Source organism: Candidatus Nucleicultrix amoebiphila FS5, assembly GCF_002117145.1.
Classification (GTDB): Bacteria; Pseudomonadota; Alphaproteobacteria; order Caedimonadales; family Nucleicultricaceae; genus Nucleicultrix; species Nucleicultrix amoebiphila.
Genome location: NZ_CP008743.1, coordinates 167,417 through 183,080, shown reverse-complemented (window position 1 = coordinate 183,080; position 15,664 = coordinate 167,417). Strand labels below are relative to the sequence as shown.

General features: G+C 38.6%; 14 protein-coding genes. 3 read left to right on the top strand and 11 right to left on the bottom strand.

All coding sequences use genetic code 11. The features are described from left to right. Positions 1–13: 13 nt before the first annotated feature. Genes nuoF through GQ61_RS00830 form a run of 6 tightly spaced genes read right to left on the bottom strand, consistent with a single transcriptional unit; the run spans position 14 to position 4,608 of the window. A complete protein-coding gene (gene nuoF, locus GQ61_RS00855; protein ID WP_085783491.1) occupies positions 14–1,285 on the bottom strand; it encodes an NADH-quinone oxidoreductase subunit NuoF in 1,272 nt (423 codons plus the stop codon). 3 nt (positions 1,286–1,288) lie between these two features. Next, a complete protein-coding gene (gene nuoE / locus GQ61_RS00850; protein ID WP_085783490.1) occupies positions 1,289–1,909 on the bottom strand; it encodes an NADH-quinone oxidoreductase subunit NuoE in 621 nt (206 codons plus the stop codon). After that, positions 1,906–3,093 (bottom strand): NADH-quinone oxidoreductase subunit D, encoded by a 1,188-nt coding sequence (locus tag GQ61_RS00845; RefSeq protein ID WP_085783489.1) that lies wholly within the window; start codon positions 3,091–3,093, stop codon positions 1,906–1,908. Before GQ61_RS00845 ends, nuoE begins: the two co-directional genes overlap by 4 nt. Beyond that, positions 3,093–3,713 (bottom strand): NADH-quinone oxidoreductase subunit C, encoded by a 621-nt coding sequence (locus GQ61_RS00840; RefSeq protein ID WP_085783488.1) that lies wholly within the window; start codon positions 3,711–3,713, stop codon positions 3,093–3,095. Before GQ61_RS00840 ends, GQ61_RS00845 begins: the two co-directional genes overlap by 1 nt. Before the next feature lie 8 nt (positions 3,714–3,721). Continuing rightward, positions 3,722–4,225, bottom strand: a complete 504-nt coding sequence (locus GQ61_RS00835) for a NuoB/complex I 20 kDa subunit family protein (protein WP_157111191.1) — start codon at positions 4,223–4,225, stop codon at positions 3,722–3,724. 20 nt (positions 4,226–4,245) lie between these two features. Continuing rightward, complete coding sequence (locus GQ61_RS00830) at positions 4,246–4,608, bottom strand: NADH-quinone oxidoreductase subunit A (RefSeq protein ID WP_085783487.1); 363 nt, start codon at positions 4,606–4,608, stop codon at positions 4,246–4,248. Positions 4,609–4,723: 115 nt separating this feature from the next. Here GQ61_RS00830 and GQ61_RS00825 point away from each other — a divergent pair, with 115 nt between their 5' ends. Continuing rightward, entirely contained in the window at positions 4,724–5,428 is a 705-nt protein-coding gene (locus tag GQ61_RS00825; RefSeq protein WP_198157355.1) for a thiamine diphosphokinase, read from the top strand. 1 nt (position 5,429) lies between these two features. On the opposite strand, the gene GQ61_RS00820 is transcribed toward GQ61_RS00825, so the two are convergent. Further along, a complete protein-coding gene (locus tag GQ61_RS00820; RefSeq protein ID WP_085783485.1) occupies positions 5,430–6,401 on the bottom strand; it encodes a magnesium transporter CorA family protein in 972 nt (323 codons plus the stop codon). A gap of 255 nt (positions 6,402–6,656) precedes the next feature. Here GQ61_RS00820 and GQ61_RS00815 point away from each other — a divergent pair, with 255 nt between their 5' ends. Continuing rightward, entirely contained in the window at positions 6,657–7,469 is an 813-nt protein-coding gene (locus GQ61_RS00815) for a hypothetical protein (protein ID WP_157111093.1), read from the top strand. 434 nt (positions 7,470–7,903) lie between these two features. Here GQ61_RS00815 and GQ61_RS00810 read toward each other — a convergent pair whose 3' ends face one another. Continuing rightward, complete coding sequence (locus GQ61_RS00810; protein WP_085783483.1) at positions 7,904–9,058, bottom strand: F-box/LRR-repeat protein; 1,155 nt, start codon at positions 9,056–9,058, stop codon at positions 7,904–7,906. Positions 9,059–9,226: 168 nt separating this feature from the next. Here GQ61_RS00810 and fliM point away from each other — a divergent pair, with 168 nt between their 5' ends. Further along, the gene (fliM, locus tag GQ61_RS00805) at positions 9,227–10,225 is read left to right on the top strand and encodes a flagellar motor switch protein FliM (protein WP_085783482.1); all 999 of its coding nucleotides are present in this window, start codon (positions 9,227–9,229) and stop codon (positions 10,223–10,225) included. A 30-nt stretch (positions 10,226–10,255) separates the two neighbouring features. On the opposite strand, the gene GQ61_RS00800 is transcribed toward fliM, so the two are convergent. From GQ61_RS00800 to GQ61_RS00790, 3 genes are all read right to left on the bottom strand, one after another. Then, positions 10,256–11,539 carry a nucleotide sugar dehydrogenase gene (locus GQ61_RS00800; protein ID WP_198157354.1) on the bottom strand — a complete coding sequence of 428 codons (1,284 nt, stop codon included), beginning with the start codon at positions 11,537–11,539 and terminating at the stop codon, positions 10,256–10,258. Beyond that, complete coding sequence (locus GQ61_RS00795) at positions 11,532–12,515, bottom strand: GDP-mannose 4,6-dehydratase (RefSeq protein ID WP_198157353.1); 984 nt, start codon at positions 12,513–12,515, stop codon at positions 11,532–11,534. Before GQ61_RS00795 ends, GQ61_RS00800 begins: the two co-directional genes overlap by 8 nt. A gap of 85 nt (positions 12,516–12,600) precedes the next feature. Next, a complete protein-coding gene (locus GQ61_RS00790; protein WP_085783480.1) occupies positions 12,601–15,663 on the bottom strand; it encodes an efflux RND transporter permease subunit in 3,063 nt (1,020 codons plus the stop codon). Between the last annotated feature and the right edge of the window lies 1 nt (position 15,664).

Sequence of the window (15,664 nt, the reverse complement as noted above, 5' to 3'; positions counted from 1 at the left end):
ACTTTCACTTCCTTCAAGCTGCAGACGATTTACGCGAGAGGCGACTCTCAATTTCTGAACGAAAATGCCTAATCAGTCCTTGAACGGGCCAAGCGGCCGCATCTCCCAAAGCACAAATTGTATGTCCTTCAATTTGCCGAGTCAGTTCTTCGAGTTGATCAATTTCATCAATGGATCCCTCACCTTTTGAGAAACGCGTCAAAACGCGCCATAACCAGCCAGTTCCTTCACGACAAGGAGTGCATTGACCACAACTTTCATGCATATAAAATTTTGAAAGTCTTGCAATGGCTTTAATTATATCCGTAGATTTATCCATAACAATAACAGCAGCAGTTCCAAGACCCGTGTGTACCGCCTTAAGACTATCAAAATCCATAAAAACGGTTTCACAAATGCTCTTTGGAATCATCGGAACGGAAGAGCCTCCAGGAATAACCGCCATCAAGTTATTCCAACCGCCACGCACTCCGCCAGCATGCTCTTCAATGAGCGTTTTTAAAGGAATGCCCATTTCTTCTTCAACATTACAGGGACGATTAACATGTCCTGAAATAGAAAAAATTTTTGTTCCAGTACTTGTTGGCACTCCCAAACCAGAGAACCACTTTGCTCCACGCCTTAAAATTGTTGGCACCACAGAGATTGTTTCAACGTTGTTAATGATTGTTGGACATCCATAAAGGCCAATAATAGCTGGAAAAGGTGGTTTTAAGCGAGGTTGACCTTTTCGCCCTTCAAGACTTTCTAAAAGAGCGGATTCTTCACCGCATATATACGCCCCCGCTCCACGATGAACATAAAGGTCAAAATCCCAACCACTCTTCGCTGCATTTTTCCCTAAAAATCCCGCACTGTAAGCTTCTTGAATGGCTTGATTCAGAACTCTAGCTTCATAAACATACTCTCCACGAATATAGATATAGGCTGCATTCGCTCCTATGGCGAAGCTAGCAAGTAATGCTCCCTCTATAAGTTTATGCGGCTCATGACGCAAAATTTCACGATCTTTACAAGTCCCAGGCTCACTCTCATCAGCATTAATGACTAAATAGGACGGCATCTTGCAAGGTTTAGGAATAAAGGACCACTTCTTTCCTGTGGGAAAGCCAGCACCGCCTCTTCCTCTTAGACCTGATTGAATTACTTCATTGATGATCCAGTCTTGCCCTTTTTTTATATAAGTTTTCGTATTATCCCAGTCGCCACGTTTTTGAGCTGATTTTAGTTCCCAGGATTTTTCTCCATAAAGGTTTGTAAAAATACGATCCTTTTGATTAAGCATGGACTATTTCTCCTTTTTCTTTGCTTTAGAAGGAGTAGAAGTTGTCTTCTTTGTTGATCGAGGTTCCGATGACTTTCGGCCAATTTGTGAACCAACGCGTACAGATTCACCTTTGCGCAAAGCTGTTAGAATTTTCCCCATACTTTTTTCGTCAAGATCTTCATAGTATTCATCATTAATCTGCACCATAGGTGCATTGGCGCAAGCACCCAAACATTCAACTTCTCTATACGAAAAATTTCCATCTTTCGTCACCTCACCAGGTTTAATATCCCCTAAATGATTTTTGCAGGCTTTTAAGACGTCATCACTTCCTCTCAACCAACAAGGGGTCGTTGTACAGACTTGAATAAAATATTTTCCAACTGGCTTAAAATTAAACATTGAATAAAAACTGGCCACTTCATAGACATGCATGATGGGTAATTTAAGTCTTTCAGCCACATATTCTAAACTTTCTTTTGATAACCATCCTCCATTTTGTCTTTGAGCCAAATCAAGAAAAGGAAGAATGGCACTGGCTTGACGGCCTTCGGGATATTTTTTCAAAATTTCTAGAACGTGTTTTTCATTCTCTTTTGTGAAAGAAAAAGGCTTACCTTTAATCATGGGGGGGGCAGTCATCGGTCAATCTCCCCAAAGACAATATCCATGGAACCAATAATCGACACAACATCAGCAAGCATATGTCCTTTGGACATAAAATCAACGGCCTGTAAAAATGGATAGCTAGTTCCTCGAATTTTGCAACGATAAGGCTTGTTCGTACCATCTGCTACCAGGTAAACACCAAACTCCCCTTTTGGTGCCTCTACTGCAGTATACGTTTCTCCAGCTGGAACATGATATCCTTCTGTATAAAGCTTAAAATGATGAATGAGAGATTCCATAGAGTTTTTCATCTCCGCACGCTTTGGTGGAGCTACTTTTTGATTCTCTGTCATCACTGGACCATCGGGAATTTGATCTAGACATTGCATAATAATTTTCACGCTTTGACGCATTTCCTCAACACGCACAAGATAACGGTCATAACAATCACCATTTTTTCCTATGGGAACATCAAATTCCATGCGATCATAAACATCATAAGGCTGTGATCTCCTTAAATCCCAAGGCACACCCGACCCCCTCAACATTGGACCGGTAAATCCCCAATCGAGCGCTTGTTCACCGTGAACAACTCCAATATCAACGGTCCTTTGTTTAAAAATGCGGTTTTCAGTTAACAAGCCTTCTAAGTTATCCACAAAACGGGGAAAATCATCCGCATAATCAAAAATATCTTCTAAAAGGCCTATAGGAAGATCTTGATGAACCCCTCCTGGACGAAAATAGTTAGCATGCATCCTTGACCCAGAAGCTCTTTCGTAGAACTCCATAAGACGCTCTCGTTCTTCGAATCCCCATAAAAGCGGCGTAACTGCCCCTATATCGAGAGCAAAAGTCGTAATATTCAACAGATGATTTAAAAGACGTGTAATTTCGGAATACAACACACGAATGTATTGAGCTCTTAACGGCACATCAAGGCCTAAAAGTTTTTCAACAGCAAGAGCAAAAGCATGCTCCTGACACATTGGCGACACATAATCTAAACGATCAAAATAAGGCAAAGCTTGCATGTATGTTTTATATTCAATAAGCTTTTCAGTACCTCGATGCAGGAACCCTATGTGAGGGTCAGCACGCTCAATAATTTCGCCATCTAATTCTAGAATTAAGCGCAAAACACCATGAGCAGCAGGATGCTGTGGACCAAAATTAATTTGATAATTTGTCGTATTTTTTTGTGCCACTTCAGACATCAAGAAGCTCCCTTAGTGGCTTTTTCATCTCCAGGCAGTGGATGCTCAGGCGTCATACCAGCCCAGGGGCTAAGAAAATCAAAAGTACGAAATTCTTGGGGTAAGTTTACTTTTTCATAAACGACACGTTTGAGTTCATCATCATAACGCACTTCAACGTGACCAGTGAGGGGAAAATCTTTGCGCATTGGATGTCCTTCAAAACCATAATCGGTTAGGAGACGTCGCAAATCTGGATGTCCTTCAAACTTTACGCCATAAAGATCCCAGATTTCTCTTTCGTACCAGTTAGCAGCGCTATAAATGGAACAAATTGAAGGAACGAAAGTTTCTTCAGAAGCATTGAGCTTGATACGTATTCTCAAGTTATTCTTTAAACTCAAAAGATGGTAAACTACCTCAAAACGTTCATGTCGTTCAGGATAGTCTACACCACAAATATCAATAAGTTGCTTAAATTGCAGATCTTTTGAATCGCGAAGATGTGTCAAAACACGCGCAATAGCCTGGCGTTTTACGATTAAAGTTAGCTCACCTAAGCTAATTTGCGAATCGATCATAGCTTCCTTTAAAGAAACCTTCAGTTTACCAGCGAGAGCTTTTAGATAATTGAATGTCATATCAAGCCTTATCTTATGTAAACCCGTTGACTACGAATCTTTTTTTGCAGTTGCAAAATTCCATACAACAAGGCTTCAGCAGTTGGTGGACAGCCAGGCACATAAACATCTACTGGTACAATACGATCACATCCGCGCACGACAGAATATGAATAGTGATAATATCCTCCTCCATTAGCGCAAGAGCCCATAGAAATAACCCAACGAGGTTCAGCCATTTGATCATAAACTTTACGTAAAGCTGGCGCCATTTTATTCGTAAGCGTCCCCGCAACAATCATCACATCCGATTGCCGTGGACTAGGGCGAAAAACGATACCAAAACGATCTAAGTCATAGCGACTCGCAGCTGTTTGCATCATTTCTATAGCACAACACGCCAAACCAAAAGTCATCGGCCACAAAGATCCCGCACGGGCCCATGCCGCTAATTTATCTAGCTGAGTTAGAACAAATCCACGGTTTCTTGCTTCATCATAAAGCTTTGCGGCAAGTTTATCTTCGCTCAAAATTTCTTGAAGAATGCTGGGCTTTATTCCCACTCTAAAGCTCCTTTCTTCCACTCATAAATAAAACCAATAGTCAGAACACCAAGAAAAGCCATCATCGAAAAAAAACCAAAGAGACCAATTTTTCCAAAGCTTATAGCCCAGGGAAAAAGAAACGCCACCTCAAGGTCAAAGATAATAAAAATGATGGCTACCAGATAATAGCGTACATCAAAACGAACGCGAGCATCCGAAAACGCTTCGAAGCCACATTCATAAGCTGATAGCTTTTCCTGGTCAGGTTTAAGAGGGGCTCTTAAGTACGCCAACAAAATCATTACAAGAGAAATCACTCCTGCAATAGCAAGAAAAATAAAAATTGGCCAATAGGATTTCAGGACTTCCATACTCTCTCAAAATTCATATTATTAATTGAAATTATTATACGGCTTTTTGCCATATATGACTAGGAAGAACCGTTTAATACAAAGGCTGGAAAAGCCTATTTTTAGGGGGGCTTGTGTGAATCTTACAAAAATCTTATGCTTTTTAGGTACGCTGTTGTTTTTGAGTCACCCTATGTTAGCACAGAAGTTCTTAATTGTGGCCCATGGGCCTTTTGATGTGGATTTGGTTCGTGAGTACCAAAAAGATCGAATTACAATTGCTTTGGATGGGGCTGCTAATGAATTTTATGATTGGGGGCTGACACCTGATTTAATTTCAGGAGATATGGACTCAATTTTAGAAAAAGTGAAACTTTATTTTGAAAAGCAAGCCGTTCAATTTTTTGAAACTCACGATCAAAATTATACGGATTTAGAAAAATCACTTAAATATTGTTTAAACAACTACGCCACAGATATTGTGATCCTTTGTGCCCTTGGTGGGGGAAGATCAGATCATACATTTCATAATGCTGCACTTTTAAAACGATATCATGATCAAAATGTCTCTATCACTTTAGTAAATTTTAACGAATCCATTCGCTTTTTAAGAGATGAAACCATTACTTTATCAGGTCCGATAGGCTCAGCCTTAGGTCTTTTCGGCTTTCCAAAAGCTATCGCTACGACACAAGGTCTCCAATGGGAGATGAATGATTATCCATTAGAATTAGCGATCCAAGAAAGTGTTGCTAATCGCTTCAAGACTTCTTTAGTAACCATTACAGTCAAGGGAGAAGCTCTTTTAGTGGCACCCAGAACTCCTGTTTTAAAGGAATAGTCTAGAGCCACCCCTTATGTTTAAAAAATTTATAGGGTAGAAAGGCTGAAAGCACCATTAGAATTAAAGCCATAGGATACCCAAATGACCAATGTAACTCCGGCATCGCAGTAAAATTCATACCATATGCACTGGCTATTAACGTCGGGGGAAGAAAGACCACGGCAGCTACTGAAAATATCTTGATGATAGCATTTTGTTCGATATTAATCATGCCTAAGGTTGCATCCAAAAGGAAGTTAATTTTATTGGATAAAAATGTGGCATGTTCAATCAAGGGGGGTAAATCTTGTTTCGTCAATTGAATAGATTTATGCTCATACGCCCCTTCAAAATAACTTGTCCCCGCTATAAAACTAACGACGCGGGTTAGACCAAAAAGACTTTCCTGACTTTTTGATAAAAGATTCTGATAGGTTCCTATGGCTGATAGAATTTTTTTAAAGTTTACTTGTGAAACTGTCACTCCATTTTGACTATTAAAAATTTCCAGGCTTGTCTTTTCAATTGCATGGGCAATGTTTTCTAAAATATCGGCTAATTGATCAGTGATTTCTTCAAGCATCCACGCAAAAATTGAACTTCCTTGACGATAGTCTTCTTTTTGACTTTTTAACTTTGTGGGACATGCATTAAAAGGTGCTACATCCACATAACGAATTGTGATGAGATGTTTATGATGCAAAACAAAAGTAACAGCATGCGATTCAGGGGTGGATGTATTGACGTTGGTGGTCATCACAAAGGTGGTAAAAACTGTATTGTTTCTTTTATAAAGGCGACTAGAAAGCTCAATCTCATGCATTTCATCTCGGGTTGGAATATTTATGTTTAGGAGATTTTCAATCAATCGCTCTTCGTGTTCTGTAGGTTGATACAGGTCAATCCACGTCGCTTCATCTAAATGATCTTTGAAAGATTCAACATCAATTTCTTTTAATTGAGCTTCTTGAATCTTATACAGTCTTATCATTAGTTTATTACTTCTTATTTTTCTATTTTTTTAAATATACCGCAAATAAAATAAAAGTGCACAAAAAAAGACATACTTATTGTTCATTGAATTGCAAACTTCATTATACAGATAGAAACTATTATTTTTATTCAAAACATCGAAAAACTCCATACAAAGTAAATATATCTACTTTAGATACTATTGAATATTCAATTTTCATAACGATATTAGCAATCTGATAGATTTTTTATTTATGGATATTTGGATATGCGTGTGATTTTGAAAACACTTGCTTTTGCTTTTCTATTACTATTAAACAACCCCGCTTTTTCAAGCGTCATGGTTGATGATTTCGTGAACCAGCAGCATAACTTTACACCAACTCCCTCTAATGAGTCTTCAGAAGATGATCGTCCAGAGAAAATAATAAAAGAATTATTCGAAGCAAAAATTCAGGCGAGCTATATCAAAGACGCCGCTGTCATCAACAATCGATTTTTTAGACATGGTGAATTCCTCTTATCGAGACAAACAGATGAAGAGCTTGAATTAGAGGATGAACGCAATACTCCCGAAATGAAATCATTATGCAGTACTTCTATCTCAGACGGTCGTGTTTATGATGCTTTCAATAGGTTAGCTGATAATTTTCATAATCATGATTCTATAAATGATGATTATAGAGACTTTAACTATGTGGTTTCTAAAAATGGTACTCTCTTCATTATGGATGCGGAGAACGGTTGCCATAGTTATATTTTAAAGTCCAAGCCTGAAGATCCATATTATGGAATCGGTAAACCTGTTGCTTGCGCCGGTAAAATGTCTTTTTCCCAAGGAAAAATAACATCGATCAACATAGATAGTGGTCATTACTGGCCTTTTGAAGATCAACTTGTGCTCGTCACACACCACTTATTCAAAAAAGGCATCTTTGCGAATGATGCAAAAGTAGGAATCAGAACCTATACAAGACTCCCTACAGATTTTATCTCCCGCTATCCGCGCTGTGAGTGGGAATATGAAATCCCTTTACAGGTCTTTCTATCAATCACGCCAGAAGAAATTCTGAATAAATACAGATAGCTAAAATAAATCTTAACAACATAGATGAACTACTGTTCGTCTATGTTACCCTCCTTAAGAGCGTGTATAAGTGCGACAAAGTCTTCGTCACCAGAAATGATCTCAAATTATAACTGAAGCTCAATCCATAACCTTTAGATTACAAATGATAATAAAATTAAACTACTTTTCTATACTCTTTTAAAAGTTATCCCATTACATTTTATCTTATAAAAAACCTGACACAGGGACCATGCGGTCTATCCTAGCACTTAAAGGTATTTAAAACAGATGCGCTACGCTTTATGCAGACCCTTTATGAACTGCTGAAACGCTTAAAAATGAAATGAATTGATTAGGAAAAAATTTCAGGAAAGCTTACTGCTCTTCTAAATCTTACTAACGTTATCAATGCTCTTGATGATGCATCTTTATTGATAAAATAAAGGCTGCACTTAAGAAATCAATGACATGACAAAATACTGTAATCTAAGCCAGCGAGAGTGAGAAGATGTTACTTTCGCTTTCTGAGCAAGCTGATAAGGCAGCACGTAAATGGCGTTGCTATCTTCAATATTAATAGTCTTCAAATTCTGGAGAGAGAGCAAGCCTTGTGCAAGCTCTTTTAAATCATCATTCTCGCCAATATCTAATATTTCCAATGAACTTGGCAATCTTTCTCCAGTTACCATAGTGAGGTTTGTTTTACGCGCAACGAGTTTCTTTAACTGAGGAAACTGCTCCAGATTTTTTGGCATTTCTTTCAAAGGAATCGATGACAAATCAAGCTTTGTAAGCTTAGCAGCCGAAGGCTTAAGAGCCAGCATTAAAGATTTAAGATCGATTTGACGGTTTCCAGCAACATCCACATCCTCGACCGTTGCAGGCATCAAAGTTGTAGATTTACCCAAATCTCCTTGGAGTTTAAAGCGCTTTAGCTTTGGAAATTTTGCAACAAAATCCCAGCTTTTAATATAAGGATCAGCCAATGACAACTGTACACATTGGCTAAAAGAGGTCTCTGGTTTAAGAGCTATCAAAATAGTGTTGATCGTCTTAGATAAATTCGTCATACGCAAAAGTTGTAACCTTTGAGCATTTTCTTCAACTAATGTCTTAAGATATGTGTCAATTTCTGGTGTATTAGGCGCCGTTGTACACTCATCTAAAAATAAATTTTCTAGTCCTAATGGAACCACTGTGCTCGTTGGTTTAATCAAACGTACATGTTGAAGTCTTAATACACGAAGCTTTGGTGTCTTTGAAAGAATTGCGCTGAGATCAACCTGACGTTCTTGATCTTTCAAGCTTTCAGGGAAAAGCACCCGTAATTCTGTAACATATTTCCATTCGTTATCATTATCAGCTTGAAAATAACTTTGAAGGCTTTCTGGCGTATCAAATTGTTTTCGAACCCTAATGAACTTATCGTTAACGATCCTATTCCAATCTTGATTAACTTGAGCCGCGCTGTTCAGATCACGGGCACTCAAATGTGTAAAAATATTTACTTTATATTCATCTCCCATAGACCACATTTCATGGGCTTCATGACTTGCCACTGCACTTGTACTGACTAATAAGGTGGAGAGAGTGAAGATGCGACGCATTCTTATTTTCCTTTAGATATCATAGTAAACTAAATTATTTTGACCTTAATGTCAAACATATGGGGATCATTATCCAGTTTTCAAATGGCCTATTTTAACTTAAAATTTAAGTAATCCTTAATCATCTAAGCATTAGAATAAAAAGAAATTTATAAAGGGAGAGTTCTTTTGAGTGAAGCCAAGACAGAGGCAGTTGAACAATCAATGGCAGACGGTGTCAATAAAGCAGAAAGCGTATCGAAAAATAGCCAAAATGATGCTTTTCATGTTCTAACAAGTTCTTCGAAAATTGCCTATGAACATTACCCCATGTTGGAAGTTATCCTTGACCGTTTTGTGCGTCGACTAACAACCTCTATGCGCAATTTCGTGCGCGCAAATTCCGAAATTAGTGTGGTATCAATTTCTGCAGTGCGTTTTGGACCTGAAATGGAGGCCCTCTCTAACCCAGCCATGTTAGGTATTTTCCGTATCGAAGGATGGCGTCCCTCTAGCATTTTAGTCCTAAGCAATGATTTCATTTTTACTATGATTGATTATCTATTGGGCGGTGGAAAATTTCCCCATGCTCCAAAAGGAGAGAATAAAGCTTTTACAACGATTGAGATGGAGCTCATTAAAAGAAGCATGAAACTTCTCATTGAAGATTTCAGAAAATCTTTCAGCATCGTACATGAAGCTTCCTTTGATCTTGAAACCGTAGAAACAAATCCCTCTTTTGCCATGATCATTCGTCCGCGTGATGCTGTCGTTAGACTTACATTAAGAGTCACCGTTGAAGAACGCGCTGGTGAATTTTCATTTCTTATCCCCTATGAAACTTTGGAACCTGCACGTGAAAAACTTCTACAAACGTCAACCACAGAAAGCGACAAGAACGAAACAAAATGGAAAAGCCATTTAAGTGAAGAACTTAAACAAGCGCATATGAATTTAAGAGTTGAATTAACAAAATTTAAAGCTGATTTAAAAGATCTGCTGAGTTGGAAAGAAGGAGACACTGTCCCTCTTGAAATCAGAGCTGAAGACACTGTTTATGCATATTGTGGAAATCGTTTGGTCCTTTCAGGAAAAATGGGCAAAAAACACAATCGCATTGCTGTACAAGTGGAAGATAATCACATTTTGAAAAGAACAGATTTAGACGATCTTATTGATGTTCAATAACAAAAACGCAATTGATAATTGCCCCTGCTTTTATAAGCTCCAGTAGTTCATACCTTGAGGTAACTTTTTTGCTGACCATATATTTTTAACGTCTGCTACCAAAGCATCCTCTTTCAATAGCTCTTTAAAAACTTCTAACTCAAACTGCGCATAAACATCATGTGCTACAGCCCCCACCATACAATCATAACCTCCTTCTGCCAAATTAGGCAAAAGCGTTAAACCGTATTCCTTGTGAGCCTCTTGCGGATCAGCATAAGCATCGTGCACAAACACAGTATGACCATAAGATTTAAGATTTTTAATTAAGTCTATAACTTTTGTGTTCCGTAAATCCGGTATGTTTTCTTTAAAAGTAATGCCAAGCAAAAGAATTTTTGCTGGTTTTTCCTTCTGACGAAATTGAAGTTTTTCATGAATTTGACTTGCAATATAATGACTCATCGCCTCATTAATTTTTCGGCCAGCCAAAATTACTTCTGGTTCATGATTTAATGTTCTAGATAAATGAGCCAAATAGTAAGGATCGACACCAATACAATGTCCTCCAACCATTCCCGGCAAAAATTTTAAAAAATTCCACTTAGTGCTCGCGGCATCTAAAACATCATAGATTGAGAGTCCAAGTTTAGAAAAAATAGTCGTTATTTCATTGATAAAAGCAATATTGATATCCCTTTGGGCATTCTCAATAACTTTTGCTGCTTCAGCTGTTTTTATGTTTTTAGCTATAAAGATATTCCCCTGATTCATTTTACCGTAAATCATCGCAAGATGCTGAGCGACATCAGATGTCTGGCCAGAAACAACTTTGGTGATCTTATCGACTGTGTGTTCTTTATCCCCAGGATTAATGCGTTCAGGTGAATAGCCCAAATAAAATTCAGAGCCACATTTAAGACCTGAGTTTTTTTCAAGGATTGGCGCACAATAGTCTTCGGTAACTCCTGGATAAACGGTGCTTTCATAAACAACGATACTTCCTTTGACCAGAAGTTTTCCAACTGTCTCAGAAGCTTTTGCAAGAGGCGTCAGATCAGGCTGATTCATAGCGGTTACTGGAGTAGGAACCGTGACTATGAAAACGTCGTACCCTTTAATTTCTTCCATTGTAGAAGTAAGATTTAACGTTGAAGATATCAGAAGTTCTTTAGAAATTTCATTTGTTCTATCTTCACCTTTTTTCAATTCGCCGACACGCGAATCATTAATGTCAAATCCCGTCACGTGGAAATGCTTTGCAAGCCCTATCGCTAATGGCAAACCTACGTATCCTAGGCCAACGACTGCTATTTTAGGAGAATCCTTAAACATTATAATAGTCTCTGTACCAATTAACAAAGTTTGGAACACCTTGTTTGATACTCGTTTCAGGCTTAAAGCCGAAGTCATCGGTGGAATCTTTTATATGCGCAATTGTTTCCTTTACGTCGCCAGGTTGCATACCTTCAAAGCGAATTTTTGCTTTTTTACCTAAAACTTCTTCAATTAAGTGAATGAAGTCCATTAACTTCTCAGAGCGGTTATTGCCGATATTATAAAGCTTGTGTGTCACACTAAGATCTTTATGAATTAACGCCGCATTTTCCATGCAAGCAATAGTACCATTCACCACATCGTCTACATAAGTGAAGTTACGACGCATATCACCATGGTTAAACACAGGCATTTCTTGATCATTTAATATAGCTTTCGTAAATATAAAAGCCGACATATCAGGGCGTCCCCAAGGACCATAAACTGTAAAATAGCGCAAACCCGTCGCTGGAATTTTGAATAAATGACTGTAAGAATATGTCATTAATTCTGCTGATTTTTTTGTAGCCGCATAGAGAGAAATGGGCGTATCCACGCGATCCTCAACGGCAAAAGGCAACTTTTCGTTAGCCCCATAAACTGATGAACTGCTCGCATAAACAAAATGCTTAAGATGAGGTAAAGACCTACACAATTCAAGCATAGCTAAATGACCAATAAGATTAGCTTGTGCGTATGAGAATGGGGCTTCTAGAGAATAACGAACACCAGCTTGTGCGGCCAAGTGAATGATATAGCTGATATCTGAATGTTCCTTACCAAAGTTTAAAATCGCTTGATTGTCTTCAAGATTAAGGTGATAAAAGCTGAAATCCTTATTTTGTTTAAGCTTTTCCAATCGGCATTTTTTCAAATTCACATCATAATAAGGGTTCATTGAATCAATCCCAATGACCTTATAGCCCTTTTTTAAAAGAGCTTCACTCATGTGATAACCAATAAAACCTGCAGCGCCTGTAACTAGTACTTTCATCAATCGAAATAATCTCTATGGTTAGATCTTTGGTTTTTCATACCTGATCCACGAACCAAGTACAAGATCTTCCGTAAATAGCTCTTTATGAGCTGGGCGCGTAACCTGTTTTTTTCGTCTTATGAAGATCATCGGCCAAAAGCATATACATTGCTGGTACAACATATAGCGTAAAGAGCGTTCCAATAGAAATTCCAGAAGCAATAACAAGACCTATATTAAACCGACTGACAGCTCCGGCGCCCGTAGCGGTTATTAAAGGAAGAACCCCCAGAACCATCGCCGCTGTCGTCATCAAAATGGGTCTAAGACGAATACTGGATGCCATTTCGATAGCTTCGCGCTTCATCTTCCCATCTTTTTGAAGGTCATTAGCAAATTGGACGATAAGAATACCATGTTTACTGATTAAACCGATTAAGGTCACCAGTCCAACTTCAGTATAAATATTAAGACTCGCCCCCCCAATACCAAGATTTATAAAGATCATGGCACCACAGATGGACATGGGAACACTAATCAAAACAATCAGGGGATCTCGGAAACTTTCAAACAAGGCAGAAAGGGAAAGAAAAATGATAATGATTGCAAATAAGAAGGTCAAAATTAGTTCACTTCCCTCTTGAACATATTGGCGTGATTGCCCTGAATAATCAATTGAGTATCCATGTGGTAAAATCTCATCTGAAAGTGTTTTCAAAGTCGTAAGAGCATCTCCCATGGTAACACCAGGCGCCGCAACACCAGAAATAGTTGCTGAATTTAATTGCTGAAAATGATTGATAGATTCTGGTACAACCGAACGCTTTATGTGTGCCACAGTAGACAAAAGGACCATTTGACCGTTTGCTACTCGAATGTAAGTGTTCAAAAGCTGTTCTGGATTTAAACGCTCTGTGCGCTGCAATTGAGGAATTACTTTATAAGAGCGGCCATCCAAATTGAAGTAATTGACATATCCCCCCCCTACTCCACTGGATAACGCTTGCCCTAAATCTTGCATTGTCAACCCAAGAGCTGCTGTTTTGTCTCTATCAAATTGAAGCGTCGCCTGCATTTTGTCGACTTTCAAATCAGAATCAATAAACATAAAGATGCCGCGCTTTTGAGCAGCCTCCATTAATTTTAATGCGACGTCGTTCAGTTGAGAGTAATGTTCAGTTGTACCAATCACAAACTGAATTGGAAGCCCAGTCCCTCCACCTGGTAAGGAAGGCAATTGAAATACTGCAGATCGTGCTCCAGCAATTCCTCCTACTTTTTGTTGTAATATAGGTTGCAACTGGTTGGATGTATGAACCCGTTCATCCCATGGCTTCATCACCATGCCAGAAATACTTGAATTAAGTCCAGCCTGACCCGAAACCTGGAATACATGGTCTTTTTCTGGAAATTCTTCAAAAATTTTATTTACTTGATCTGCATAGCGTTGTGTCTGCCATAGTGTCGCATTTGGAGCCGTCGAAATCATTGATAATACAATTCCTTGATCTTCTTGAGGCGCTAATTCAGATTTTGACGTTGTGTAGAGAAAATAAATACTTGAAAAAATAATTAAGCTGAAAACGCCTGTAACATAAAGATGGCTCAATGAATTTTTAAGTGTACGATGATAAATGACTTCAAGTTTTTGAAATTCTCGATCAATAAAAGCTGCAAATCGACTATCGTGAGTACCTTTTAAAAATCTTGAACACATCATAGGTGAAAGCGTTAATGCTACCACAGCTGAAATAGCCACAGCACCTGCGAGCGTAAAGGCAAATTCAGTGAATAAAGCGCCAGTCAATCCTCCCATAAATCCAATAGGAACGTATACTGCAATCAAAACGACAGTAATAGCGATGATGGGATTAGCTAATTCTCTAGCACCTTGAATTGCCGCATCGAAGGTAGACTTTCCTTCTTCGATGTGACGATACACGTTTTCCACTACAATAATTGCGTCGTCTACCACAAGACCAATGGCTAACACTAAAGCCAATAAAGTCAATAGATTGATAGAGTATCCAAAAGCCAGCATAATAAAAAACGCACCAATCAAAGAGAGAGGAATCGCAACAACAGGAATTAAAACTGACCGAAGAGTCCCTAGGAAAAGAAAAATGACGAGCGTTACGATGCCAACGGCTTCGAAAAGTGTGTGTTGCACTTCTGTAATGGAACTATTTACGAATTTTGTGGCATCGTAAACAATCCTACCATTTAACCCTTCAGGAAATTGAGCCTGAATCTCTGGAAAAATCTTTCGAATATTTTCAATCACTGTTAAAAGGTTAGCAGCGGGAGCCACTTTAATACCAATATAGACTGCTTTTTTTCCATCAAAACTAACAACTGAATTATAGTTATCAGAACCTAAAGAAATATTGGCTACGTCTCTTAATCGAACAAGTGAATCACCTTCCGATTTTAAGACCAAATTGCTAAATTCTTCAACTGAATGCAAATCTGTATCTGCCGTCATATTTACGGTGATCATCTCACCATCGGTGCGACCAGGCGCAGTAATAAAGTCATTTACAGCTAATGCTTTTGAAACATCAGCTGCAGTGAATCCATAAGCTGCCATCTTCACTGGATCCAACCACGCGCGCATAGCAAAATATCTCCCGCCCAAAATTTCAGCAGTCTGCACATCTTGCACAGCTTGTAATTTTGGTTGGACAACGCGGATAAGGTAGTCAGTGATTTTATTGCTCGGTAACACATCACTATTAAATCCAATGTACATGGAAGAGAGCGTTTCACCGATCGCAACCTTAAGTTCAGGTTGCTGCGCGTCTTTTGGTAACTGGTTAAGGACAGCATTAACCTGAGTTGTGATTTCGCTCAGAGCCTTGTTTGGATCATAATTTAATCTAAGATTTGCCTGGATTGTGCTTGTCCCTTGTGTGCTGGACGAAGTCAGGTAATCAATTCCGTTCGCTTGTGCTATTGAGTTTTCCAGTGGGGTTGTGATAAAACCCGCAATCACGCTAGGATCAGCACCCGTATAATATGTTGTTATAGTTACAACTGCATTTTGCGTAAAAGGATACTGACGCACGGGAAGCAAATTCATGGACCTTAAGCCTAAAGCTAAGATCAACAAACTGATAACCGTTGATAAAACCGGTCTATGAATAAATAAATCAGTTAATTTCATT